General features: G+C 66.2%; 23 protein-coding genes. 6 read left to right on the top strand and 17 right to left on the bottom strand.

Going from position 1 to position 24156, the window contains the following annotated elements; translation table 11 throughout:
* From H3H55_RS20205 to H3H55_RS20185, 5 genes are all read right to left on the bottom strand, one after another.
* Positions 1-1539 (bottom strand): sugar ABC transporter ATP-binding protein, encoded by a 1539-nt coding sequence (locus H3H55_RS20205; protein WP_193099929.1) that lies wholly within the window; start codon positions 1537-1539, stop codon positions 1-3.
* A 21-nt stretch (positions 1540-1560) separates the two neighbouring features.
* On the bottom strand, positions 1561-2337 hold the full coding sequence (locus H3H55_RS20200) for an SDR family oxidoreductase (protein ID WP_193099928.1): 777 nt from the start codon (positions 2335-2337) through the stop codon (positions 1561-1563).
* Positions 2338-2404: 67 nt separating this feature from the next.
* On the bottom strand, positions 2405-3682 hold the full coding sequence (locus tag H3H55_RS20195; protein ID WP_129515597.1) for an L-fuconate dehydratase: 1278 nt from the start codon (positions 3680-3682) through the stop codon (positions 2405-2407).
* Positions 3683-3706: 24 nt separating this feature from the next.
* Positions 3707-4549 (bottom strand): ureidoglycolate lyase, encoded by an 843-nt coding sequence (locus tag H3H55_RS20190; RefSeq protein WP_193099927.1) that lies wholly within the window; start codon positions 4547-4549, stop codon positions 3707-3709.
* Between the two features lie 54 nt (positions 4550-4603).
* Positions 4604-5368 carry an SDR family oxidoreductase gene (locus tag H3H55_RS20185; RefSeq protein ID WP_193099926.1) on the bottom strand — a complete coding sequence of 255 codons (765 nt, stop codon included), beginning with the start codon at positions 5366-5368 and terminating at the stop codon, positions 4604-4606.
* A gap of 665 nt (positions 5369-6033) precedes the next feature.
* Between H3H55_RS20185 and H3H55_RS20180 the strand changes: the two genes are divergently transcribed.
* The 3 genes from H3H55_RS20180 to H3H55_RS20170 all read left to right on the top strand — a co-directional run bounded on the left by H3H55_RS20180 (position 6034) and on the right by H3H55_RS20170 (position 7992).
* Positions 6034-6324, top strand: a complete 291-nt coding sequence (locus tag H3H55_RS20180; RefSeq protein ID WP_048243381.1) for a DUF3331 domain-containing protein — start codon at positions 6034-6036, stop codon at positions 6322-6324.
* A 167-nt stretch (positions 6325-6491) separates the two neighbouring features.
* A complete protein-coding gene (locus tag H3H55_RS20175; RefSeq protein WP_193099925.1) occupies positions 6492-7478 on the top strand; it encodes an oxidoreductase in 987 nt (328 codons plus the stop codon).
* 214 nt (positions 7479-7692) lie between these two features.
* Positions 7693-7992, top strand: a complete 300-nt coding sequence (locus H3H55_RS20170; RefSeq protein WP_048243377.1) for a DUF4148 domain-containing protein — start codon at positions 7693-7695, stop codon at positions 7990-7992.
* Between the two features lie 196 nt (positions 7993-8188).
* Here the strand turns inward: H3H55_RS20170 and H3H55_RS20165 are convergent, their stop codons facing one another.
* The 7 genes from H3H55_RS20165 to H3H55_RS20135 all read right to left on the bottom strand — a co-directional run bounded on the left by H3H55_RS20165 (position 8189) and on the right by H3H55_RS20135 (position 15407).
* Positions 8189-9385 (bottom strand): TauD/TfdA family dioxygenase, encoded by a 1197-nt coding sequence (locus H3H55_RS20165; protein ID WP_193099924.1) that lies wholly within the window; start codon positions 9383-9385, stop codon positions 8189-8191.
* Positions 9386-9407: 22 nt separating this feature from the next.
* Positions 9408-10361: an alpha/beta hydrolase gene (locus tag H3H55_RS20160; RefSeq protein ID WP_193099923.1), complete on the bottom strand. Its 954-nt coding sequence runs from the start codon at positions 10359-10361 to the stop codon at positions 9408-9410.
* 29 nt (positions 10362-10390) lie between these two features.
* Positions 10391-10879, bottom strand: a complete 489-nt coding sequence (locus H3H55_RS20155; RefSeq protein WP_193099922.1) for a thioesterase family protein — start codon at positions 10877-10879, stop codon at positions 10391-10393.
* 296 nt (positions 10880-11175) lie between these two features.
* Positions 11176-12141, bottom strand: coding sequence for an L-carnitine dehydrogenase (locus tag H3H55_RS20150; protein WP_129515604.1), 966 nt, complete (start codon positions 12139-12141; stop codon positions 11176-11178).
* An 84-nt stretch (positions 12142-12225) separates the two neighbouring features.
* Complete coding sequence (locus H3H55_RS20145; RefSeq protein ID WP_129515605.1) at positions 12226-13155, bottom strand: 3-keto-5-aminohexanoate cleavage protein; 930 nt, start codon at positions 13153-13155, stop codon at positions 12226-12228.
* 79 nt (positions 13156-13234) lie between these two features.
* Positions 13235-14188: a choline ABC transporter substrate-binding protein gene (locus H3H55_RS20140; protein WP_193099921.1), complete on the bottom strand. Its 954-nt coding sequence runs from the start codon at positions 14186-14188 to the stop codon at positions 13235-13237.
* 289 nt (positions 14189-14477) lie between these two features.
* Positions 14478-15407 (bottom strand): LysR family transcriptional regulator, encoded by a 930-nt coding sequence (locus H3H55_RS20135; RefSeq protein ID WP_193099920.1) that lies wholly within the window; start codon positions 15405-15407, stop codon positions 14478-14480.
* A 179-nt stretch (positions 15408-15586) separates the two neighbouring features.
* Between H3H55_RS20135 and H3H55_RS20130 the strand changes: the two genes are divergently transcribed.
* A complete protein-coding gene (locus H3H55_RS20130) occupies positions 15587-16189 on the top strand; it encodes an NADPH-dependent F420 reductase (RefSeq protein ID WP_193099919.1) in 603 nt (200 codons plus the stop codon).
* Between the two features lie 591 nt (positions 16190-16780).
* Positions 16781-19156, top strand: a complete 2376-nt coding sequence (locus tag H3H55_RS20125; protein WP_226800322.1) for a GGDEF domain-containing phosphodiesterase — start codon at positions 16781-16783, stop codon at positions 19154-19156.
* Between the two features lie 95 nt (positions 19157-19251).
* Here H3H55_RS20125 and H3H55_RS20120 read toward each other — a convergent pair whose 3' ends face one another.
* Positions 19252-20145: a LysR family transcriptional regulator gene (locus tag H3H55_RS20120; RefSeq protein WP_193099917.1), complete on the bottom strand. Its 894-nt coding sequence runs from the start codon at positions 20143-20145 to the stop codon at positions 19252-19254.
* 118 nt (positions 20146-20263) lie between these two features.
* Here H3H55_RS20120 and H3H55_RS20115 point away from each other — a divergent pair, with 118 nt between their 5' ends.
* Positions 20264-20713 (top strand): DMT family transporter, encoded by a 450-nt coding sequence (locus tag H3H55_RS20115; protein WP_193099916.1) that lies wholly within the window; start codon positions 20264-20266, stop codon positions 20711-20713.
* Positions 20714-20724: 11 nt separating this feature from the next.
* Here the strand turns inward: H3H55_RS20115 and csgH are convergent, their stop codons facing one another.
* The 4 genes from csgH to H3H55_RS20095 form a co-directional block, all read right to left on the bottom strand.
* A complete protein-coding gene (gene csgH / locus H3H55_RS20110) occupies positions 20725-21045 on the bottom strand; it encodes a curli-like amyloid fiber formation chaperone CsgH (RefSeq protein ID WP_193099915.1) in 321 nt (106 codons plus the stop codon).
* 114 nt (positions 21046-21159) lie between these two features.
* Positions 21160-22530: a beta strand repeat-containing protein gene (locus H3H55_RS20105; RefSeq protein ID WP_193102075.1), complete on the bottom strand. Its 1371-nt coding sequence runs from the start codon at positions 22528-22530 to the stop codon at positions 21160-21162.
* Positions 22531-22635: 105 nt separating this feature from the next.
* Entirely contained in the window at positions 22636-23178 is a 543-nt protein-coding gene (locus H3H55_RS20100; protein ID WP_193099914.1) for a hypothetical protein, read from the bottom strand.
* A 24-nt stretch (positions 23179-23202) separates the two neighbouring features.
* The gene (locus H3H55_RS20095; RefSeq protein WP_226800320.1) at positions 23203-24141 is read right to left on the bottom strand and encodes a CsgG/HfaB family protein; all 939 of its coding nucleotides are present in this window, start codon (positions 24139-24141) and stop codon (positions 23203-23205) included.
* Positions 24142-24156 lie beyond the last annotated feature (15 nt).

Raw genomic sequence — 24156 nt, 5'->3', positions numbered from 1 at the left:
TCAAGACAATACGGTCGACTCGCGCTGCGTCGCGAGCTGCATGATCTTTTCCTGCGTGGCGTCGGCCGCGCGCAATTCGCCGGTGACGCGGCCTTCGCACATCACGAGAATCCGGTGGCTCATGCGCAGCACCTCGGGCAGTTCCGACGAAATCATCACGATCGCCTTGCCGTCGGCGGCGAGTGCGTCGAGCAGCTTGTAGATCTCGCTTTTCGCGCCGACGTCGATGCCGCGCGTCGGCTCGTCGAAGAACAGGATGTCGCAGTCGCGCAGCAGCCACTTCGCGATCACGATCTTCTGCTGGTTGCCGCCCGACAGCAGCCGCGTGGGCTGCGCGACCGACGGCGTGCGGATCGCCAGCTGCCGTACGTAGGCCTGCGCGGTGTCGCGCATCTCGCGCGCGTCGAGGAACACGCCGCGGCGCACGAAGCGGTGCATGCTCGACAGCGCGATGTTGTTCTGCACGTCCATCCCGACCGCGAGCCCGAAGTGCTTGCGATCCTCGGACAGGTAGCCAATTCCGTGCGCGACCGCATCGGCCGGCGTGCGGATCGTCACGGTCTTGCCGTGCACGCGGATCTCGCCCGCGTCGACCGGGTCCGCGCCGAACACCGCGCGCGCGACCTCGGTGCGGCCCGCGCCCATCAGCCCCGCGAAACCGAGGATCTCGCCGCGCCGCAGCGTGAAGCCGACATCGCGGATCGCACGGCCGCGCGACAGCCCACGCACTTCGAGCGCGACGTCGTTCGCGGATGTGTCGGGCGGCGTGCGGTATTCGGTATCGAGCTGGCGGCCGACCATCATCGCGATGATCGCGTCCATCGACGTGCCGGCCATCGGCACGGTCGCGACGTACTTGCCGTCGCGCATCACGGTCACGCGATCGGCGATCTGGCGCAATTCGTCCATCTTGTGCGAGATGTAGACGATGCCGACGCCGTGCGCGCGCAGGTCGCCGATGATGCGGAACAGCTCGGCGATTTCCGCGTTGTTGAGCGCGGCGGTCGGCTCGTCCATGATCAGCACGCGCGAGTCGAACGACAGCGCCTTCGCGATCTCGACCATCTGCTGCTTCGCGACCGTCAGCCGGCCGACCGGCGTGCGCGGGTCGAGATCGAGCCGCATCCGTGCGAAGATCGCGGCCGCGTCGCGGTTCAGCTTGTCCTCGTCGACGAACACGCCGAAACGGCCGCGCGGCTCGCGACCGATGAAGATGTTCTGCGCGACGCTCAGGTGATTCATCAGGTTCAGTTCCTGATGGATGATGCCGATCCCGAGCGCCTGCGCGGCGCGCGGATCGGCGATCTCCACCGCGCGGCCGTCCATCCGGATCTCGCCGTCGTCGCGCTGGTACACGCCCGCGAGGATCTTCATCAGCGTCGACTTGCCGGCGCCGTTCTCGCCCATCAGCGCATGCACTTCACCGGCACGCAGGTCGAAACGACAATCGTCGAGCGCCTGCACGCCCGGAAAGCGCTTGCCGATGCCGCTCAATGCAATCAGCGGCGGCGCGGCGTTCAGGTTCGGGTCGGGTTGCATGGGGTCGGGGCTCCGCTGCATTCAGCCGATCGCGCGATCGAGATGCGTATAACCGCCATCGACGAACAGCCACTGGCCCGTCGTGTGCGATGCGCGTTCCGACAGCAGGAACACCGCGGTGTCGGCAATTTCCTCGGCCGTCGTGAAGCGCTTGCCGAGCGGCACCTTGTCGGCGATCGCGGCGAGCTTCGCATCGGGATCGTCGAAACCGGCGAGCCAGTTCCGGTAAAGCGGCGTCATCACCTCGGCCGGGATCACCGCGTTCACGCGCACGCCGTCGTCGCGCAACGCGACGGCCCATTCGCGCGTCAGCGCGAGTTGCGCGCCCTTCGCTGCGCAATAGCCGCTCGTGTTGCCCTGCCCGGTGACGGCCGTCTTCGACGAGATGTTGACGATCGCGCCGCGCGTCGCCTTCAGGTGCGGCACGCAGTAGTGCGCCATCACGTAGTAGTGGATCAGGTTCCGTTCGAGCGACGCGACGAATGCATCGCGCCCGGCGTCGAGCCCGATGCCGTCGTTGATGCCCGCGTTGTTGACGAGGCCGTCGATGCGGCCGAACTGCGCGACAGTTTGCGCGACCGCGTCGCGGCACTGCGCGTCGTCCTGCAGCTCGACGGACACGCACGCGGCACGCGGCTGCTTCTGCGCAAGCTCGCGCCAGAACGCGTCGTCGGGCGCGTGGCGCGCGAACACCACCGGAATCGCGCCTTCACCGGCGAGCCGCATCGAGATGGCGGCGCCGATGCCCGACGCGCCGCCGGTCACGATCACGACCTTGTCTTGCAGATTCAAATCCACTTCGCGTCTCCGTCGTTCATGTTGTCGCCGCGCACGTCGTGCGGTGTGCCGCGTGCATCGCCGTGCTTCAGCCGCGGAACCGGTATTGCTCCAGCGATTCGGGCTTCATCTCGATCGAGAAACCGGGCGCCGTCGGCGGCATGTAGGCCGCGTCGCGCACGACGCACGGTTCGACGAAATGCTCGTGCAGGTGATCGACGTATTCGGTCACGCGCCCTTCCTTCGTGCCGGAAATGCACACGTAGTCGATCATCGACAGGTGCTGCACGTACTCGCACAGCCCAACACCGCCCGCATGCGGGCACACGGGCAGCCCGTATTTCGCGGCCATCAGCATCACCGCGAGAATCTCGTTCACGCCGCCGAGCCGGCACGCGTCGATCTGCACGACGTCAATCGCGCCGCGCGCGATGAACTGCTTGAACAGCACGCGGTTCTGGCACATCTCGCCGGTCGCGACCTGCACGGGCGCGATCGCCTTGCGGATCTTGCGATGCCCTTCGACGTCGTCGGGGCTCGTCGGCTCCTCGATGAACCACGGCCGCGCGAACGCCAGCTCGCGCACCCAGTCGATCGCCTCGTCGACTTCCCACACCTGGTTCGCATCGATCATCAGCTTGCGGTCCGGGCCGATCACCTCGCGCGCGATCGTCACGCGGCGGATGTCGTCCTCGAGGTTCGCACCGACCTTCAGTTTCACGTAATCGAAACCGGCGTCCACCGCCTCGCGGCACAGCCGGCGCAGCTTGTCGTCGCTGTAACCGAGCCAGCCCGCCGACGTCGTGTAGCACGGGTAGCCGTCGCGTTCGAGAATCGCGATCCGTTCGGCCTTGCCGGGCGCCTGCCGGCGCAACAGGTCGAGCGCTTCGTCCGGCGTCAGGCAGTCGGTCAGGTAGCGGAAATCGATCGCACGCACCAGTTCCTCCGGGCTCATGTCGGCGACCAGCCGCCACAGCGGCTTGCCCACGGCCTTCGCCCACAGATCCCACACCGCATTGACCACCGCGCCGGTCGCCAGGTGGATCGCGCCCTTGTCGGGGCCGATCCAGCGCAACTGGCTGTCCGACGTCACGTGCCGCCAGAAGCGGCCCATGTCCTCGCGGATCCAGTCGAGGTCGAGGCCGACGACGAGGTGACGCATCGCGTCGATCGCCGCGCAGCAGATTTCGTTGCCGCGCCCGATGGTGAACGTGAGCCCGTGACCTTCGAGCCCGTCGCGGTCGGTTTCGAGCACGACGTAGGCGGCCGAATAATCGGGGTCCGGATTCATCGCATCGGAGCCGTCGAGCTGGCGCGAGGTCGGGAAGCGCACGTCGAGGACGCGCATCGATCGAATGATAGGCATGGCGAACCGTCCGGGAAAAGGGAATCAGGCCTGCACGGTGCGCTGGCGTTGCTCGCCGAGCCCGTCGATGCCGAGCGTGATCACCTGCCCGGCGCGCAGATACACGGGCGGCTTCTGCCCGAGGCCGACGCCCGGCGGCGTGCCGGTCGAGATCACGTCGCCCGGCTGCAGGCTCATGAAGCGGCTCAGGTAGCTGATCAGGTGCGGCACGCGGAACACCATCGTCGCGGTCGTGCCGTTCTGGTAGCGATGGCCGTCGACGTCGAGCCACAGCCGCAGCGCATGCGGATCGGGCACCTCGTCGGCCGTCACGAGCCACGGGCCGAGCGGCCCGAACGTGTCGTTGCCCTTGCCCTTGTCCCACGTGCCGCCGCGTTCGAGCTGGTATTCGCGCTCCGACACGTCGTTCACGACGCAGTAGCCCGCGACGTGCGACAGCGCGTCGGCTTCCGCGATGTAGCGGCCGCCCTGGCCGATCACCACGCCGAGCTCGACTTCCCAGTCGGTCTTCTCCGAGCCGCGCGGAATCTCGACGTCGTCGTTCGGCCCCGAGATCGCGCTCGTCCACTTGCCGAACACGACGGGCTCCTTCGGCACCTCCATCCCCGATTCGGCCGCGTGGTCCGAATAGTTGAGCCCGATGCAGATGAACTTGCCGACGCGGCCGACGCACGGGCCGAGCCGCGGCGTGCCTTCGACGAGCGGCAGCGACGACGGCGGAATATCGCGCAGCCGCGCGAGCGACGCCGGTGACAGCGCGTCGCCCGCGATGTCGTCGACCACGCCGGACAGGTCGCGGAGGTGGCCCTGCGCATCGAGCAGGCCCGGTTTTTCATGGTGTTTGTCGCCAAATCTCAGCAGTTTCATAGCGTCTGAACGGAATCGGAAAGTGAAGGGGAACGCGCGGTCAGTTCGTCGTGGTCAGTTCGACCAGCCGCCGTCGATCAGGTGAATCGCGCCGGTCGTGAACGACGCTTCGTCGGAGGCCAGGTACAGCGCCAGCGCGGCCACTTCGTCCGCGCTGCCGATACGCCCGATCGGCTGGCGCGCGACGAACGCCTGGCGCACCTCGTCGGTCGACACGTGGCGCGTGCGCGCCTGGTCGGCAATGCGCTCCTCCAGCGACGGCGACTCGATCGTGCCCGGGCAGATCGCGTTGCAGCGGATGTGCTGCGCGACGAAATCGGCGGCCACCGCCTTGGTCAGCCCGATCACGGCCGCCTTGGTCGTGCCGTACACGAAGCGGTTCGGCACGCCCTTCACGCTCGACGCGGCCGACGCCATGTTGATGATCGACGCGCCGCCGGCTTCGAGCATCGCCGGCAGCAGTGCGCGGATCAGCCGGTACATCGACGTGACGTTCAGGTTCAGCGAGAACGCCCACGCGTCGTCGTCGCAATCGAGGATCGAGCCGTGGTGCACATAACCCGCGCAGTTGAACAGCACGTCGAACGCGCGTTCCTGCGCGGCGAGCGCCGCGACGTCGTGCGCGTCGGTGACGTCGAGCCGCCGCGTGGTCAGCCGGCCGCCCACGCGTTCGGCGTCGGCCTCGAGCCGCACGAGCGCGGCTTCGTTGATGTCGGTCGCCAGCACGTCGGCGCCCTCGTTCGCGAACCGCAGCGCGGTCGCGCGGCCAATGCCCTGCCCGGCCGCCGTGACCAGCGCGCGCTTGCCCTGCAATCTCATGAGCACATCTCCCGAAAAAACAGGCCGTCAGCCGGCCGATTGGCACAAAGGACTAAAGGTCCAACCAATGATAGGAAGTGATTGCGCGTTTGTCACGAATTCGCGATTCAGTATTTACCCGGGCCGCTCAATCCGTCTGGCAGGCAATCGTCCGGCGCTTGGCAGGCCCCGCCCGCGTGCCTAAGGATTCGCGCAAACCCAATGACGGCGGGCCTCTCAGCGGGTTTTCCGCACGCGCCCGGCACGGCTGCCGCGCCAAACTGACAAAAACGTCATGTGCGCGTCAGGGTCTCAACGGGTAGCGCGCGCCATCATGGCATTGCCGGACCGCGCTTCCGGTGCATCGCCACCCCGCCCGCGTTCGATCCCTGCGGGCACCTCCGTCCCCCGGCGATGTACTTCCGTGACTGGGCGAGCAGACACGGCGCGCGGGCCGATTTCGCGCCCCGGGCTTTCGGTCCGGGGCGTTTTTGTCCGTGGATTCCAAGAAAGTAAGCATGGATTGTTTCTAAATCGGCAAAAGGTAATTTGAGCCAGACAGGATGTTTTTTCCGGTCACAGACGCTTACATTTAGCGCACCACTCATGGAAACCGCTACGGATTCGCCATCGGGTAGTGACATCCACTGCCAAGGACGATCCGCACGAGCTTTAGGAAACGGCAAATGAAGGCCTCCCAATCCCTGCCTGCGCTCGATCCCGCCGACGTCCACGTCGAAATTCTCGAACGTTCCGATACGCTGCTCGTCGTCCGCTGGGTCGAGCCCGGCCGCTGTCACTACGGTGAACAGCGCTGGCGCCGCCGCTTCGCGCAACGCACCGGCACCTGCGCGCTGTCGCGCCAGGTCATCCACCGCGGCGACGAAGTCTTCCGCCCGGCCGAACGCCCGGCGCCCGCGAACGCGGCCGCGATGATCTCCGCCGCCGAAGTGCTCGCGCTGGCCGGAGGCAGGTAAATCCTGCCGGCCGCGCGCCGAGGCCCGCTGCGCCGCACGGCGCGCCAGCCCTAGAATCGCCGGTCTAATTCCCCCGCTTGTCTGCCACGCCCGCGCGCACTATCGTTACACCACTCAATGTAACGATTACGTGTCGCGGCCGACCGGCCGCGCCGCTGGAGGCAGACATGCATGCATGGAGCGCGCGCCACGTCCCGGCGCAGGGCGGCAAGGTCGCGGTCGTGACCGGCGCCAACAGCGGTCTCGGTTGGCAGCTCGCGGAAACGCTGGCCGCGAAAGGCGCGACGGTCGTGATGGGCTGCCGCGACGCCGCGCGCGCCGCGCAGGCGGCCGATGCGATCCGCCGGCTCCATCCCGATGCACGCGTCGAAGTCGACCCGCTCGACCTCGCCGATCTCGCGTCGATCGAACGCTTCGCGGCCGACGTGGCCGAGCGCCACGGCCGCGTCGACATCCTCTGCAACAACGCCGGCGTGATGTTCCTGCCGCTGCGGCATACGCACGACGGCTTCGAGATGCAGTTCGGCACCAACCACCTCGGCCATTTCGCGCTGACCGGCCATCTGCTGCCGGCGCTGCGCGCCGCGCGGCGGGCGCGCGTCGTGACGATGTCGAGCGGCTTCAACCGAGGCGGCCGGATTCGCGTCGACGACCTGCGCGCCGAGCACCGTTACAACCGTTATCTCGCCTATTGCGACAGCAAGCTCGCGAACCTGGTGTTCGCGATCGAGCTGCAGCGCCGCTTCGAGCGCGCCGCGTTCGCCGGGATCAGCGTGGCCGCGCATCCCGGTTACGCGGCGACCAACCTGCAGTTCGCGGGCCCCGCGATGGACAGCTCGCCCGCCCGCGCGGCGCTGATGCGCGCCGCGAACCGTTATCTCGCGCAGCCGGCCGATCAGGGCGCGCTGCCCGCGATCCATGCGGCGACCTCGCCCGATCTCGCGGGCGGCGCGTACATCGGGCCGTCCGGCTGGTTCGAATCGCGCGGGCTGCCAGCGCCCGCGAGCGTGCCGCGTTCGGCGCGCGACGTGGCCTCGGGGGCGCTGCTGTGGGAGGCGTCAGAAGCCGCGACGGGCGTGCGCTTTCTCAGCTCGGGCGCGCCGGCCGGGCGCTCGCCGGGCCGGCCGTTCGATACGGCAGCCCAGGCGCGCTGAGCCACGCGCCGCCATCCGCAACATTCCTCATACTTATTACATCAACCGAAAAGAAAGCCGGTTGAAAGACTGGATCGGCGCGCCACTGTTACCGAACAGGAAACAATTTATCGTCAAAATCAGCGTTTACCCTCAACCGTCCGATGACTAAGATTTGATCAATCGCTTAAGACATGGTGTCGAGAGCGAACTCAATAAAACACCGGAGGTCATCATGAAATCGCTCATTTCCGCAGTTGTTGCCGCTGCCGCCCTGTCTGCTTCGTTTGGCGCATTCGCGCAAAGCACCGTGACCCGCGCGCAAGTGAAGAACGAACTGGTTCAGCTCGAACAAGCCGGCTACAAGCCGGGCGTGTCGAGCCCGTACTACCCGAACGACATCCAGAGCGCCGAAGCACGCGTTCATGGCGCCGACACCAGCGGCTACGGCGCGCAACCGGCTCCGGCCGTCCACTCGGGCGCCCCGGCTGCAACGTCGTCGAACGCACGCGACTCGGTCTTCTTCGGCCAGTAAGCCGATGCGCCCTCGGCGGGCGCCGCGCATCGCGCGATGAAGACGTAACAGGACGAGCCCCCTTGCGGGGCTCGTCCTTTTTTATGAAACGCATACCTCCGCCGCCCGGCAGCGGGTGGCTTCGCCCGGGCGCGTTGCGTCCGGGCGCTTTTTCGTTTGCGAGGCAGGCGTAGGGGGATGTGGTCAGGCGCGCCGGTCAGCGCGCCGTGGCTGCAGCAGGCGCCGAACGCGACAACACCCGCCACCGCGACAGCAGTTCATCGCGATCGACATAGCAACCCTGCAGATGCCGGCGGCCGGTCGACGGATCGAACTCAGTGCGCGCATGCAGCACGCGCCGGTTGTCGAACGCCCACATGTCGCCCGCCCGCAGCCGTCGCTGCACGCGAAAGCGTGGCTCGCGCGCGAGCGCGAGGAACCGCCGGTACGCGCGATAGACAGCCGCGACCGATCCGGCCGGCGCATCGAGCGGCCCGCGCAGGAAGTTCGCGACACGCACCTCGGTCACGTTGCCGCGCGCATCGAGCCCGATCACCGGCGCCGAGCAGCGGTAGTCGCTGTTCGCACTCTTGTTCCAGAACTCGAACGGCGTCGACGCAAGTTGCGCGAAATCGGCCGGATGCTCGCGCCGCAGCGCATCCGCGAGCGCGAAGCCGTCGAGGAACACACTGTCGCCGCCCGTCGCGTCGTTCGCGAGGCAATGCAGGAACTGCACGCCCGGCTGCAACTCGCGCGTCGGCAAATCGGTGTGCGGCGGCAAGTTGAGCGACGTATACGCATTGCTGTCCGGGCGCGGCTTCGATTCGACGTCGAACAGCACGCCGAAATTGCTCTCGCGAATCAGGCCGACGCGGCGTGCAATCTCGTCGACGCGGCCGCGCTCGGCCGGCACGCCTTCGACGAGCGTCAAGCCGGTGCGCTGCAACGCGTCGAGCCATGCGAGCAATGCGCCGTCGTCCTCCATCACGTCGCGCCACGTGAACACGCCGATCGCCGTCGCGTCGTCGCCGGCCCACACGTGCCGTCCGTGTGCGGCCAGGCGCTCCGCGCGTGACGCGTCGTCGTATGCATGCGCGCGCAACCAGCCCGGCGACCACGCGCTGCGATGCCCGTCGTTCCATTCGACATGCAGCGCGCCATCGGTTTCGACGTGTACCGTGAGTGCCGACAGATCCTCGCGCGCGTCGGCGATCTCGAACACCTGTTCGCGCGTGATCGCATGCACGCACGCGGAACATGCGCAGTTGTCGCGCAGCCAGTCGAAATGGAACGGCGATCGTCGCGTATCGCTCCACTCGACGTCCACCGCTTCTGCGCCGATCGTTGCCTCCACAATGGCTACGTCGGCGGAAAACGTCCGCCAGTCCTCGATACGGTGTTGCGCTGCCTGCATCGTTGCCTCCTGGATACGCCCGCTACGCGTGTGGTGCGAGCAGAAACCCGCCGACCATCCGGTGCAGTCGCGCCGCCTGCGGACTCGTCCCGAGCGCGCGCCAGCAGCCGTGCACCAGCCCCTCTCCCATCCAGTACTGCGCGGTGCCGCCGGCCGCGCGAATCCGTTCGACGTACACGCGCGCATCGTCGCGCAGCGGATCGTGTTCCGCGCCGATCGCGAGCACGGGCGGCAGGCCGTCGAAACGCGACGCTGCGAGCGGTACCGACGCGTGTAACAGCGGGTCGCCGTCGAACTGGCCGTCCAACGGGCCGTCCCAATACAACGCGCGATAACGATGAACGTCGTCGAGCGTCAGCATCGGCGCATGCGCTTCCGTTTCACGCGCGGGCGATTGCGGTTCAAACCCGAGCATCGGATAAACGAGCGCGATGCCGTCGAGGCCGCCTTCGCCCGCATCGCGCAGCGCGGTGGCGACGGCCGCCGCGAGCATGCCACCCGCGCTGTCGCCCGCGAGCGTCAGCGGATGCACGCAGGCCCCGAACGGCCAGCGTGCATCGCGCGCGGCACGCGTGACGGCCAGGCAATCGTCGAGCGCGGCCGGCGCGCGGTGTTCGGGCGCAAGCCGGTAGTCGACGGCGATCACGTCGAGCCCCGTGTCGGCCGCCAGTTGCGCGGTGATCAGCGCATGACTGTCGAGCGAGCCGACGACGAAACCGCCGCCATGAAAAAACAGCACCGTGCCGCGCGACGTGCCGTGCGCGGCCGTGTAGCGCCGCAGCGCGATCGCGCGTCCGTCAGGCGCTTGCCATACGGCATCCTGCTGCACGATGCCCGCCGGCAACGCGGCCGGCGTCCATGCGGCCGCGAAGCGATCGTAGAGACGGCGCTGCTCGTCGGGCGAGCGCGCCGCCGCGTCGGCCGGATACCACGCGTCGACGGCGGCAACGAACGCCGCGATTTCCGGTTCGAGCATCGGGTGCGCTCCGCGGTTGAAGGTTGACGCTAACGGCGCGGCGGCAGGCCGATCACGCGGCCCGCATACGCAGGCGCCGCACAATCGCGCTGCAACACATGAAGCTCGGCCACACGCGCGGCAATGTCGTCGTCGAACGGCGCCGATTTCGCGCCGTCGCGTGTATCGACATGCAGCAGCATCTGCTCGCTCGCCGATACCGCGTCGTCATGCCCATCCGCGAACAGTTCGAGATACAGGTGCAGCCGCTTCGCGTCGTGCGCGAGCACACGCGCATCGACGCGCACCGGCGTGCCCTCCTTGATCTCGTGCAGATAGTTCACGTGCGCCTCGAGCGTGTAGACCGAGCGGCCCCGCTCGCGACGCGCGGCATCGTCGAGCCCGATGCGATCCAGCAACGCATCGGTCGCGAAGCTGAAGATCAGCAGGTAGAACGCATCGCGCAGGTGGCCGTTGTAGTCGACCCACTCGGGCCGCACCACGTCGCGGTAAATCGTCAGCGGGGTATCGCCCGTCATCGCCTGTCCCTCAGGGTCTGTTTACATATGGAACGCGCATGCGTTGCCACGAGAACGGCCGCTCGCGAGGCGCGCGACGCCGCGAATACTGACGTATTCGCAAGGAGCGCAACACGGCGAGCGGCCGTTCTCGTGGCAACCCCAAATTAAAAAAAACCAGTCCGCGGGAATGCCCGAAATCGCCCGTATGGCGGCGTCGCTCGTCGCTTGTTTGGCTCGGCCAAACGGCGCTCCTCACTCCTTGCCCTACGAGCGATTTCGGGCATTCGCATGTGCGTTCCATATGTAAACAGACCCTAATCCTCGAATCGCATCCCGTGCCGCGCCTTCACCGCGGCGATCGACTTCAGCACCTCGGTGATGCACTCGTCGCGATAGCGTTCGAGTTCCTTGATGCTGCGCGTGCCCTGCTGTTCGGTCGTGCCGTCGACGACGCTGTCGATCAGTGCGTCGGTTAGCGTCGGCGCGACCAGCTTCGTCCACGGCAGTTCGAGCGCGGGGCCGAACTGCTGCATGAAGTGTCGCATGCCCGCGTCGCCGCCGGCCAGCGTGTAGGTCAGGAACGTGCCCATGAACGACCAGCGGATGCCCGCGCCGAAGCGGATCGCATCGTCGATCTCGCCGGTCGTCGCGACGCCTTCGTTGACCAGATGCAGCGCCTCGCGCCACAGCGCTTCGAGCAGCCGGTCCGCGATGAAGCCCGGCACCTCCTTGCGCACGTGCAGCGGCCGCATGCCGAGCTTGCGATAGATCTCCATCGCGGCTTCGACCGCTTCCGGCGACGTATGCTCGCCGCCGAGCACCTCGACGAGCGGCAGCAGGTAGACCGGATTGAACGGATGGCCGACGACGCAACGCTCCGGATGCGTCGCACGTGCATAGAAATCCGTCGGCAGCAGCCCCGACGTCGACGACGCGATGATCGCGTCGGGCTTCGCCGCGCGGCTGATCTGCTCGTGCAGTTCGAGCTTCAATGCCTCGCGCTCGGGCGCGCTTTCCTGGATGAAATCGGCATCGGCGACGCACGCTTCGATCGTCGCCACGAAACGCAGCCGCGCGGGATCGGCGCCCGGCGCGAGGCCGACGCGCTCCAGCGCGGGCCACGCGTTCGCGACGTTTGCACGCAGCCGCTCTTCCGCGCCCGGCGCGGGGTCCCACACGACCACGTCGAGACCGTGCGCGAGCGCGCGGGAGATCCACCCGCTGCCGATCACGCCAGTGCCGATGGCGGCGAACGTCTTGATGTCGGTCTTCACAGCCATGTCAACGCATCCTTCAAATCAGGGGAAATCGGTGGGCGGCCGCGCTCGTGCGCGTCGCCCGGTCGTATCGGTCAGCGAAAAAACTCACGCGAACTCGGCGATCGCGCGGCGTTCGAGCGCCCGCTCGCCGCGTGCCGGCAAGCCGAGCTTGCGGCGGCCTTCGGCCGGCGTCAGCACGCGGGCGCCGAGCCGTTCGATGATCTCGCGAGCGCGCTCGACGAGCGTGCCGTTGGTCGCATGCACGCCGCGATCGAGCCAGATGTTGTCTTCGAGGCCGACGCGCACGTGGCCGCCGAGCAGCATCGCCTGCGCGACCATCGGCATCTGCATGCGGCCGATCCCGAAACCGGCCCAGTGCGCGCCCGGCGGCAGGTTGTCGACCATCGCCTTCATCGTGCCCGTATCGGCCGGCGCGCCCCACGGAATGCCGAGGCAGAGCTGGAACAGCGGCGGATCGTCGAGCAGCCCTTCCTTCAGCAACTGCTTCGCGAACCACAGATGGCCGGTGTCGAAGATCTCCAGTTCCGGCTTCACGCCGAGTTCCTGGATGCGCTTCGCGCCGGCGCGCAATTGCGCGGGCGTCGACACGTAGATGTAGTCGCCGTCGCCGAAATTCAGCGTGCCGCAGTCGAGCGTGCAGATCTCCGGCAGCAGTTCCTCGACGTGCGCGAGGCGCGTGAGGCCGCCGACGAGATCGGTGCCCTTGCCGAAGCGCATCGGGTCTTCACCCGGGCCGATCTCGAGATCGCCGCCCATGCCGGCCGTCAGGTTGATGATCACGTCGACGTCGGCCGAGCGGATGCGGTCGACCACTTCGCGGTACAGGTTCGGGTCGCGGCTGCCGCGCCCCGTCTGCGGATCGCGCACATGGCAATGCGCGACGGTCGCACCGGCCTTCGCGGCCTCGATCGCGGCGGCCGCGATCTCCTTCGGCGTGACCGGAATCGCCGGATGCTTGCCGACCGTATCGCCCGCGCCGGTGACGGCGCAGGTAATGATGACTTCGTGATTCATGCTGTTTGCCTCGCTTGATCCTTGTTGTTTCGCATTGCTTATGTTTCGCCCGTGCGCGCGTCGTGCGGCGCGCAAGCCATTACAGGCCGAGATATGCCTTCACGGCCGGCAGGCCATCCTTGCCGTCGAACGTCTTCACGCCCGCGAGCCACGGATCGAGCACCTGCGGGTTCTTCTTCAGGTAGGCCTTCGCCGCGTCGGCCGGCTTCGTCTTGCTCATCACCGACTGCATCAGCTGGTTCTCGAGCTGCGTCGAGAAGCGCAGGTTCGTGACGAGCTTGCCGGCATTCGGGCAGCGTGCGATGAAGTCGGGCGCGGTGAGCGTGTACACGCGCGCTTCGCCGTAGTTCGGCCCGAACGACGCGTCGCCGCCGGACAGGTAGTTCATGCTGAGCTGGATGTTCATCGGGTGCGGCTCCCAGCCCAGAAACACGACCCACTTCTTCTCGCGGACCGCGCGCTCGACCGTCACCAGCATCCCGGCCTCGCTCGATTCGACGAGCTTGAAGCCGCCGAGCCCGTACTGGTTCGTGTCGATCATCTTCTGGATCGTCGCGTTCGCGCTGCTGCCCGGCTCGATCCCGTAGATCTTGCCGTCGAGTTCCGCGCGGTGTTTCGCGATGTCGTCGAAGGTCTTCAGGCCGGCCTGGTATTCGTAGCTCGGCACGGCGAGCGTCGCCTTCGCGCCCGACAGGTTCGGCGTGTCGACGACGTTGATCGACTTGCTGTCGAGGAACGGCTGGAGTTGTTTCTGCTGCACGGGCCACCAGTAACCGAGCGACACGTCGAGCTGCTTGCTCTTCAGGCCGGCGAACGAGATCGGCACCGACGCGATCGTCGTCGTCGGCTTGTAGCCGAGCGCCTCGAACACGGTCGACGCGAGCGCCGTGGTCGACGTGATGTCGGTCCAGCCGATATCCGCGAAACGCACGGTGCGGCAGGTCGCGGCTTCCGTTTCGGCAAGCGCCGCATTCGTGAACGCGCCTGTCGCCAGCACGGCCGCGACAAGCGCGGCGATCTTCGTCGACTTCATGGTTCCTCCCGGTTGGACTGGTGCGCGGCCGTTGCACGGGGTGTGCGCCGGCCTGCATCGTGGGAGTAAAAGTAACGAGCCATATTCGCCGCGAGAAGACCCGTGGCGACCTGTTCTTGACTATTTGCGACTATGCGTGGAAACCACTAGGGTTTGGGAGAGGCTTGGCGGGTGGGGGTTTGGGACGGGTTTTGGCGAAAACGCGATTGTCCGGGTGCGTCGTGGATCTTTCAGACGGTCGGGACGCGGGTGTCGGGGGTGCGCTTCAATCGATGTGCCGACATTCGACTCATGCGGCGCCGCCTGCAAACCTTTCGGCCAGCCGCTCACGCTCGAACGCTTCGACAACGAAGTCGACAAACACGCGTGTTTTCGTCGGCAGAAGCGCTCGCGTCGCGTAATAGATCGAGATCGCCCCGGCGTCCACGTACCAGTGCGGAAGCAATCGCACGAGTTCCCCCCGTTCGATTGACGACAGCACGTCCGACACGGACAGAAGCGCAATGCCCAGCCCGAGAATGGCTGCTTCACGCATGGCCGCCGGGTCGTTGACGACGATGGTCTCGCCGAGCAGCGCAGGCATTTCGCCGCCTGCTGCGTCGCGCATCGTCCGTTGCCGCACGCGGCCGGTGCGGCTCGAGCGCATCACGATGCCGCCGAGTTCCGCAAGGTCACCAGGATCGGTCGGCGGCGTGCGGCCGGCCATGTAGGCCGGCGACGCAACCGCCACGAGATGCGCAGGCGCCAATGGACGAGACACGACGCCCGGTGCGAGATCGAATCCCCCACCCAGCGCCGCATCGTATCCCTCGGCAATCAGGTCGACCGGTCGGTTCTCGAAGTACCAGTCTGGGCGAACCATCGGATAGCGAGCGAGGAACGCCGGCAGCAGCGGCATGACGTACGTCATGCCGAACGTCGGCGCCATGCTGACTTTCAGCACGCCGGCCGGCTCGCTGCGATCGGTCGACACGGACGCGATCGCTGCCTGGAGCGCGTCCAGATTGCCGCCAATTTCCACGAGAAAGCGCGCGCCCGCCTCGGTCAGCGTGAGCTTGCGCGTCGAGCGCTGGAACAACCGCACGCCGAGATTGCGTTCCAGCAGCGCAACGTTGCGGCTGACCGCGGCGGGCGTCAGCGCAAGACGCCGCGCGGCCGCGGAGAAGCTGCCCGTTTCAGCGCTGCGCACGAACGATTCGAGGTTGGCGAGTGTTTCCATGCATCGATCTTAAAGCATTGATTGAAAATAATTCAAACAATTACCCGCTAATTATCAAGCAATAAAGGCGGCAACATTCGCTCAACCAGCCTTGGGGAGCGAACTTCACCGGTTTCTCTCCTCGCCGACACCGGCATCGGCTGCCACTTGATTCATCCCTCTTCACCAGGAGCATCGTCATGAGCACCATCGGTATCATCGGAGCAGGCGCCATCGGGTCCGCGTTCGCGAAAGCGCTGGCGCGCAAAGGCGTCGAAGCCATCATCTCGAACAGCCGAGGCCCGGAATCGCTCGCGAATCTCGCACGCGAACTCGGTCCCTCAATTACGCCGGGCACGCGCGAACAAGCGGCCGCGCAGGACATCGTCCTCGTCGCCGTGAACTGGGCGAAGCTGCCGTCCGCCCTCGCCGGGTTGCCGGACTTCGGCGGACGCATCGTGATCGACGCGAACAACCCGATCGAGGCGCCGACGTTCGAACCCGCCGAGTTGCATGGCCGAACATCGAGCGAAGTATTCGCGGATCTCGTGCCGGGCGCACGCGTCGTGAAGGCGTTCAATCACCTCCCGGCGCACTTCCTTTCCGACGATCCGCAGGCCGAGGGCGGACACCGCGTGTTGTTCTTCGCGGGAGACGACGCGCAGGCGAAATCGGCTGTGAGCCGACTGATCGCGCGGCTCGGCTTCTTCGGCATCGACCTGGGTTTGCTCGTAGGCGGCGGGCAACTGGTGCAAATCCCGGGCGGTCCGTTGCCGGTGCTTGATCTCGTCAAATTCGGCTAACCCGTTGGCCGACGCAATTGACGGTCTCGAATGTCGGCGCGCGGCTGATCCGAGTGGGCGCAACCTGCCCCGCAACCGACCATGCCGCGTCCGACCCTCGATTCGCCGTCAAGCGCGAATGCGATTCCCGGTCAACCGGGTTTGTTAGTTCGATGCGCGCGCCTATACTTCGATCGTCTGATGAAATTGGGCCAGTCTTCAGGGCGGAGCTTGATCGCAAAACATGAGCAGCCCGCTACACGGGGTACGTCGGCAAGTCGACATTGACGCATTGAACCCACATCGCTTCACGCGTGGAGCGAACGGAATCGTCAAACTGTCCTAAGCAATCGATTATTCGCGGCCTACCCCGTCACCATCGCGTATTCGACCAACCTCGCACCGACGGCTGGTTCGATACGCGTGCGATGGGCAGGATCGATGCGCCCCTATACGTGTTCGGTGCACTTTTTGTTGGCAAGGCACCCGAGATCGGTTCGTTGCAGCGACAGCCGTTAGCGGGATTGCGGGGGAGAATCTGGCATGCGATTTCAATCCAGGCTTCACCACGGGCAAGGGGGCGCGCGGTCCTCGCCTCACGCCGGGTTCGACATGAAATCGCACTGGCTGCCCTGGGGTGTACGCGCCGGCAAACACAGCGCGACGACACCTGCCAGGGCGAGATCGTTGCCCTGGCCCCACCACTGGCACAGTGAAGCGCCTCACGGAAACGCGCAGGGCGATCCGGTCAATCGTCGCGTCCTCGTGATCGACGACAAGGCTGCGACTCACCAGAATTTCCGCAAGATTCTCGCTCGCCCGCTGGACAGCGAAACTGCGCCGGCCACAACCGACGCGCCTTTTTTCGACGAGGCTCCATCCGATCGCGCGGCGTTTCAAATCGATTCCGCCTATCAGGGCCGGGAAGCGCTGGAGCGGGTCGTGCAAGCGCTGGCGGAGAACAAGCCCTATGCGATGGCCTTTGTCGACACGCACATGCTGCACGGCTGGAACTGCGTTCAGACCATCGAGCGACTCTGGCAAGTGGACCCGACGTTGCAGGTTGCCCTGTGCAGCCTGCCTTCCGATCCCCCTTGGGGCACCCTGGTCCGGCATCTGGGCGCAGACGACCGGCTGCTCGTTCTCAAGAAGCCATTGAACAACATCGAGGTCCGTCAGGCGGCCAGCGTGCTGACCGCGAAATGGCAGATGACGAAAGAAGCGGTCGTCAAGCCGAGCGACCTGGAAGCGCTCGTCGAGGAAAGAATCCATGCGCTGGCTGAGGCCAACATCATCGTCCGGAACAGTCCGGTCGTCCTTTACCGCTTGCGTGGCGTGCCGTCGTTTCCGCTCATCTACATCTCGCATGACATCGCCACGTTCGGCCACGACCGCGCTGCGTTGCTCGCGTCGCCATTCTGGGCCAACGAACTTGTCGCGCCGGAAGACCAGGCGAAAGTCGATGCAGCACTGGCGCGAATACTGGAAACGGACGCCGAAGGCGTGTCGATCGAGTTCCGCTTGCGCACGGGCGACGGCGCTTGCCGTTGGGTCGAGAATCGCTATGTGCCGGTCCGCGACAACGACGGACGGCTGATCGAAGTCGAAGGGATCATCATCGACATCACCGGGCGCAAGGCGGCGGAGGAAAAAGTCGCACGGCTTGCCGGCACGGATGCGCTCACGGGATTGGCGAATCGCGCCAGCTTCATCGCGCAGGTGCGCCAGGCTTTCGCTGCAGCCCAACATGGCGCGATGCCATTTGCGATCCTCTTTGTCGCGCTCGACGACTTCACGCTGATCAACGACAGACTGGGTCACCCGGTCGGCGACCTGTTGCTTCGGGAAGTGGCTGAACGTCTCAGGCATGCCGCTCAAGAAAGCGACCTGGTCGCACGGTTGAGCGGCGATACGTTTGCCGTGCTGCAGGGCGAGATGATCGAGCCGGCCAACGCCGCAGCGCTGGCGGCGAAGCTTCAGGCGGCGCTGGCGGCGCCCTGTCTGCTCGATGGCAACGACGTGCGTATCTCGGCGAGTATCGGCATTCGTGCGTATGTCCCGGGCGACCGTGGTGCAGACGTCATGCTGATGCAGACCGACTTGGCGCTGCGCCGTGCGAAGCACAAGGGCGGCAACCGGTATCACTTTCATTCCGACGAACTCGACCAGGCGGCGCGCGATCGTGTTGCACTCGCCGACGAACTGAGCGGCGCGATCGATCGCGGCGAGTTCGAACTCCGTTACCAACCCGAGGTCGAGTTGTCCTCCGGAAACATTCTGGGGATGGAGGCGCTGGCGCGCTGGCATCATCCGACGCGGGGCCTCATTGCCCCCGGGGTGTTCATCCCGATCGCCGAGCGGGACGGCACCATGGCAGCGCTCGGGCGCTGGGTGCTGGATCAGGCGTGCCGACAAATGAGAGCATGGCGCGACGAGGGGGTGGCCCCGTTGATGATCGCGATCAACCTGACTCAGTTCGAGCTCACGGGTGCGCAAACGTTCGTGCGCGATGTCGCGGAAGCGGTCGCGAAGTGGCGTCTCGCCCCGTCGGACCTGGAATTCGACGTGACCGAGGCGACGCTTGCCCGGCTGTCGTGGGCACGAAGCGACATCCTCCCGCAGCTGCATGAGCTCGGCGCAAAGATTGCCATTGATGATTTTGGCAGCAGTTACGCGTCATTCGAGTATGTGAAGGCTTATCGCGTGAATCATCTCAAGATCGCGCGATCCCTCATCCACCGATCTACCCGCGACCCGGAGAGCGCGGCGACGATACGTGCCATCGTCACCCTGGCGCACAGTCTCGGGATCGGAGTCATTGCCCAAGGCGTGGAGACCGAGCAACAGCGTGCGCTGCTGGCGGCGACGAACCGGGCTACGAGCGCGCAAGGTTTCCGTTTCAGCGAAGCGGTGGGCGCCGATCGAGCCAGCGAGCTTCTGCGCCAGGGTCACATCGCACCCTCCGCGACGCCTGGTTCGGAAGGGTAAGCGTTCGATTGTCGCGGCTGCACGTTCCGCCGTAGAGGTCACGGCGGATTGAATCCGCAGTCGCGACGCGCCGCTGGCACCCGGCGCTCGAGCCGTCAACCCTCACCACACCCCGCCATCACGACCCGCACAAACGCCTCCGCCAGCACCGTCGGCTCGACCGGCAACACCAGCGCGCACATCGACCGCGCATCGTCGTCCGAAAGCGGCACGAACACGACACCGTCGACACCGAGGCTTGCCATCCGCTCCGGCACGATCGCAATGCCGCGCCCGGCCGCGACGAGATTGAGCATCGACGTCTTCGGCGAAACGATCCTTGCCGCGGTCGGCACGAACCCGCGCTTCAGGCAGAGATCGATCACGACGCGCGCCAGGCCGCCGCGCTCGCGATGCACGGCCGATACGAACGGCTCCCGTTTCAGCTGCGCGACAGTCGTGCGCCTTCGCGCGGCGAGCCGATGGTCGATCGGCAACGCGACGCACAGCCGCTCGGCCGCGAGTTCGACGAAGCGCACACGCGCATCGCGCCGCAACACCGGCAAGCGCACGATACCGATATCGGCGTGGCCGTTCGCGACTTCCGACACCTGGTCCTCCGACGACGCGCGGTCGAGATCGATGCGTGCGTTCGGGCAATCGCGCATGAAGCGGTCGAGATCCGCCATCAGGCTGTTGACGGGAATGGTGCTGGAATGCAGCAGCCTCAGCACGCCGGCTTCGCCGCGCGACAGTTGCGCGCCTTCGTCGGCGGCCGCGACCAGCATCGTCGGCACCGACGCGACGCGATCGCGGTAGACCGCCCCGGCCGGCGTGAGCCGGACGCCCCTCGGTTCCCGTTCGAACAGCCGGAACCCCAGTTCGTCTTCCAGTTGACCGATCTGCCGGCTGAGGGCCGACTGCGCGACATAAAGCGCGGCCGCGGCCGGCGTGAAGCCGCCGAGATCGGCCACGGTCAGGAAGTACTGGATTTGCCGCAGGGATGGCATGCCGAAACGAGATGGATAGGCGTCTGATTCGATATTTGTCTTATACCGGGGCGCTCGCGAGAATGGAAGCCTTCCGGGACGAAAGCGCCGCAAAGGCCCGGACATTCTGGAGCATTCGATGTCCGCGACTCCCCTGCTGTCCTACCTGCTCGTCGTTGCCGCCGGCATCAGCGTCGCGTTGCAGCAGGTGCTCAACGCGAACCTCCGCGCACAACTGGGTTCGCCCTGGTGGGCCGGATCGGTGAGCTATCTCGTCGGCCTGATCGTGATGCTCACCGTCGCGATGCTCGCCCCGCCGTCGCGTGTGAGCGTGGCGTTCCCGGCACCGGGCTCGTGGTTCAGCTGGACAGGCGGATTTTTCGGCGCCGTATTCGTCGGCGTCGCCGTCCTGATGGTGCCGCGGCTCGGCGCGGCCACGACGCTCGCGCTGATCGTCGTCGGGCAGATGGTCGGCGCACTCGCGTTCGATCATTTCGGCCTGTTCGGCGTCCAGCAGCATTCGGCCAGCCCGATCCGGATTGCCGGCGCGGCCTGCCTCATCGTCGGCGTCGTGCTCGTGCGCGCGTAACGCGCGATCGGTCAGTCCGATGCGCGATGCGGATTGCAGTTCGCCGCGTATTCCGCCTGTTCACCGTTCACGCGCACGACCAGCGTCGCGTGGCAGGTGTCATCCGGACCGACGCTCAGCTGCAGCGTTCCCAGCGGCTTGTCCTCACCGTCGGCGAGCCGCGACTGGCCGGAACGCGTCAGCGTGACCGAACCCGCGCCGCCGGCTTTCGTCACATGCAGGCTATAGGACAGATCGAGCGACGCGGCCGCGCGCACATGCGGCACGATGTTCACACCGCCGGCGCTGGCGGCAATGTCGAAATAGGCATTCAGAGCGTGAATTCCAACCATGATCGTTTCCTGTCGGACGAGACGGAGCCGGCACGAAACGCGATGCGCCGCTCGCGGATGAAACAAAAAAGCCTAACGGGCGACCGTCCGGCTTTCCGATCACAACGGCAACGCTCAGTGCTGCTTGACCGTTGCGGAGTTGCCGAAGCCGACCTGGCTGATGTTCGCGTAGTTGGCGTTGCCTTGCTGCTGCAGCGCGACGTTGTTGTTGTAGCCGATCTGCGTCACGTAGCCCTGGTTGCCCGTGCCGGACAGTTGCGCCGCGGTGATGACGTTGGAACCGCCCGACTGCGAGAGCGTCAGCGTATCGTCCGCGCCGAACTGCGTCGCGTTGGCCAGGTTGCCGACATCCCCCGACTGGTGCGCCGACACCGTCGAGTTCGACGCCGTCTGGGTCACGTTCGCCTGGTTGTTCGCCGAATCCTGCTCGATCGAAGCCTTCGAGTTCGACGAACCGCTCTGCCAGATCGTGGCGAGGTTGTTCGCGGCGGTTTGCGTGATGGTCGCGGTATTGCCGTGGCCGAACTGTTGCGTGATCGTCGCCGTGTTCGACGCGGCCGACTGGTTGATCGTCGCGGTATCGACGTAATCCAGCGCCTGGTTCACCGTTGCCTTGTTGTTGTCGGCGGTTTGCGTGATCGACGTCGTATCGTTGTTCGACAGGAACTGATTCACCGTCGCGTTGTTGCCGGCCACGCCACCCGACTGCGAGATCGTCGTCACGTTGCCGCCGCCGAACGACGACGTCACATTGGCCGTCTCGACGCCGTTCTGGTGCGTCGTCACACTGTCGCCGTATTCCGCGAACTGCGTCACGCCTGCATGGGTCGAGCCGCCCGTTTGCGTGATCGACGTCGTGTTGCCGCCGCCCCAGTTCGTCTGGACGGATGCCGTGCCGCCCACGCCCGTCTGCGTGATGCCGACGTTGTTCGAGTAAGTATCGGCCTGCGTCACGGTCGCGTTGTTGAGCGCCGCGTACCGGCTCGGCGAACCCTGGTTGATCGTCACCGTGTTCCAGCCACCGCCCTGCTGCGAGATCGACGCGCTGTTCGCCCAGTCGTACTGGTTGATGATGTTGGTATCGTATCGCGCGCCGCCCGTGAAGGCCGAGACCGTCTCCAGCACCTTCGCCGAGAAGTTGCCGCCACCGACCTGCGTGATGGTGTTCCTTTCGTTCGACGTGCCCGTCTGATCCACCGTTGCGCTCGACGCCGGTTGCGCCCAGTTGGACCACTGCGAAATCACCGTCGTATCGCCCGACCCGCCCTGAGTCGTCACCTTGGCGCTGAACGGATACAGCGACGTCGAGGCCGCCGATTGCGTGATCGACACGTTGTCGCCGGTCGTCGCCGTCTGATCGACGCTCGCCGAATTGAAGCTGCCGAACTGGTTCACGTTCACCGTATTGCCCGACGAATCGGCATGGGCCGCGGCCGATGCGAGCGCGAGCACTGCCATTGCGATTGCAGACTTGGTCACCGTCATTTTTTGCTCCTGATTCGAAAGAAAATTTGCCGGAAAAGACTGGCCTTCCCCGGCGCCCCCGCCAGTTGAGGTTGCCCCCACCTTGTAAAACGCTTCACACCTGCATCAATGCGTGAGCACCGTGGCGCGCGCCCCGTTACCCGACTGAATCACCTGGATCCCGGTGTTCGATCCGCCCTGCACCAGGTTCACCGCGTTGTTGCTGCCGTTCTGCGTGACGCGCGCCGACAGCGACGTGCCGTTCTGCGTCGCGTCGACCGAATTGCCCGCGCCGTTCTGTTGCACCCGCAACGTGTTGCCGCTACCGCGTTGCGCGGCATTCAGCGTGTTGCCGCTGCCGGACTGCGACGCGCCCACCCAGTTCTGCGCGCCGACCTGCCGGGACGTGATCGTGTTGCCGTCGCCGGTCTGCCAGACTGCTGCCCCGTTCCGGCCGGCCTGGTCGAGCGATGCGGCATTGCCGCTGCCGACTTGCTGGAGCGTCAGGATGTTGCCGCTGTAGTCGAACGCAGGCTCCGGCGGCCCCAGGTCATTGAGCGGCACCGGCGCACCGGCCGCGGCGTGGGCCGCCGCGACGAGCGAGACGGCCGCCAGCACCCGCCACGCGAAACCCGCGCGTGCGCGTCGATCGAGCTGTCGATTCATCATGTTTTCTCCGAGACCTGATGCCGGTTAATGACTGGATGCGCCCTGACGATCGACCTTCTGCGGGTCATACGCCGTATTGACGTCCTCCATGTCCTGCGCGTACTGCCGGTCCTCCTGCAGGTACCGCTGCATCGTCGGGTCGTACCAGTCCTGGTCGTTCTTCAGCGCCCACGTCTGGTTCTCGACGCCCTGAACGATCAGGTGGGTCAGCGCCGACTCGATCGCTTCGTTCACGCAGATCTGCGCGGGTTCGTTGCGGGTCATCCCGACTTCCGCCTGCAGCAGGTCCTTGAAACCGACGAAGCGATAGACGCCCGTATCGACCTGATACGAATAGACCGTCTTGGTCGTCGATACGCTGTTGAGCACCTGGCCGGTGCGGATATCGATCGCGCGCAGGTTGACCGTGACCTGATCGATCCGATACTGGGCGGATCCGCTGATCCCGAGATAGGCGACGCCGGCCCCGCCGGTGCGTACGTTCGTGTCGTAGCCGACGATCCCGCCTTCGAGCACGATGTTCGCGGGCATGAGCGGCGCCATCCCGTCGTTCTGCGCCTTCTTCGCGTCCGCGCCGTCGATCGCGCGCATGATCTTGCGTTCGGTCAGGAGATCCTGAAGGTTCTCGCGCTCGACCGGCGTGAACCAGCCGGAGTCGCGCATCGCCTTGACCAGGAACGACGCGCCGCCCTGCGTGACCTGCGACGAGAACGAGCTGTCGGGCGATGCCTTGTACTGGCCCGTCAGGTCGCGAAAGCCGTACACGGCGGCGACGATCCTGCCTTTCGGCGGCGGCAGGTGGGTCAGGTCGCGCGTGGTGCGTGTCGGCGGCGTCAGCGTCGCGTTGCTCGCGGCCGGCATCGGACGCGTGACGCATCCGACCATCGACAGCACCAGCGTCGCCCCCAACGCGGCGCGCGTCATCCCCGTCGCGCCGCGCGCGATGTCGATCATTTTTTTCATGGTCTGCTCGGTTGC

The organism is Burkholderia sp. Z1, from assembly GCF_014893795.1.
GTDB lineage: Bacteria > Pseudomonadota > Gammaproteobacteria > Burkholderiales > Burkholderiaceae > Burkholderia > Burkholderia theae.
The sequence above is the reverse complement of the archived record's forward strand: the minus strand, read 5'-3'. Positions and strand labels throughout refer to the sequence as shown.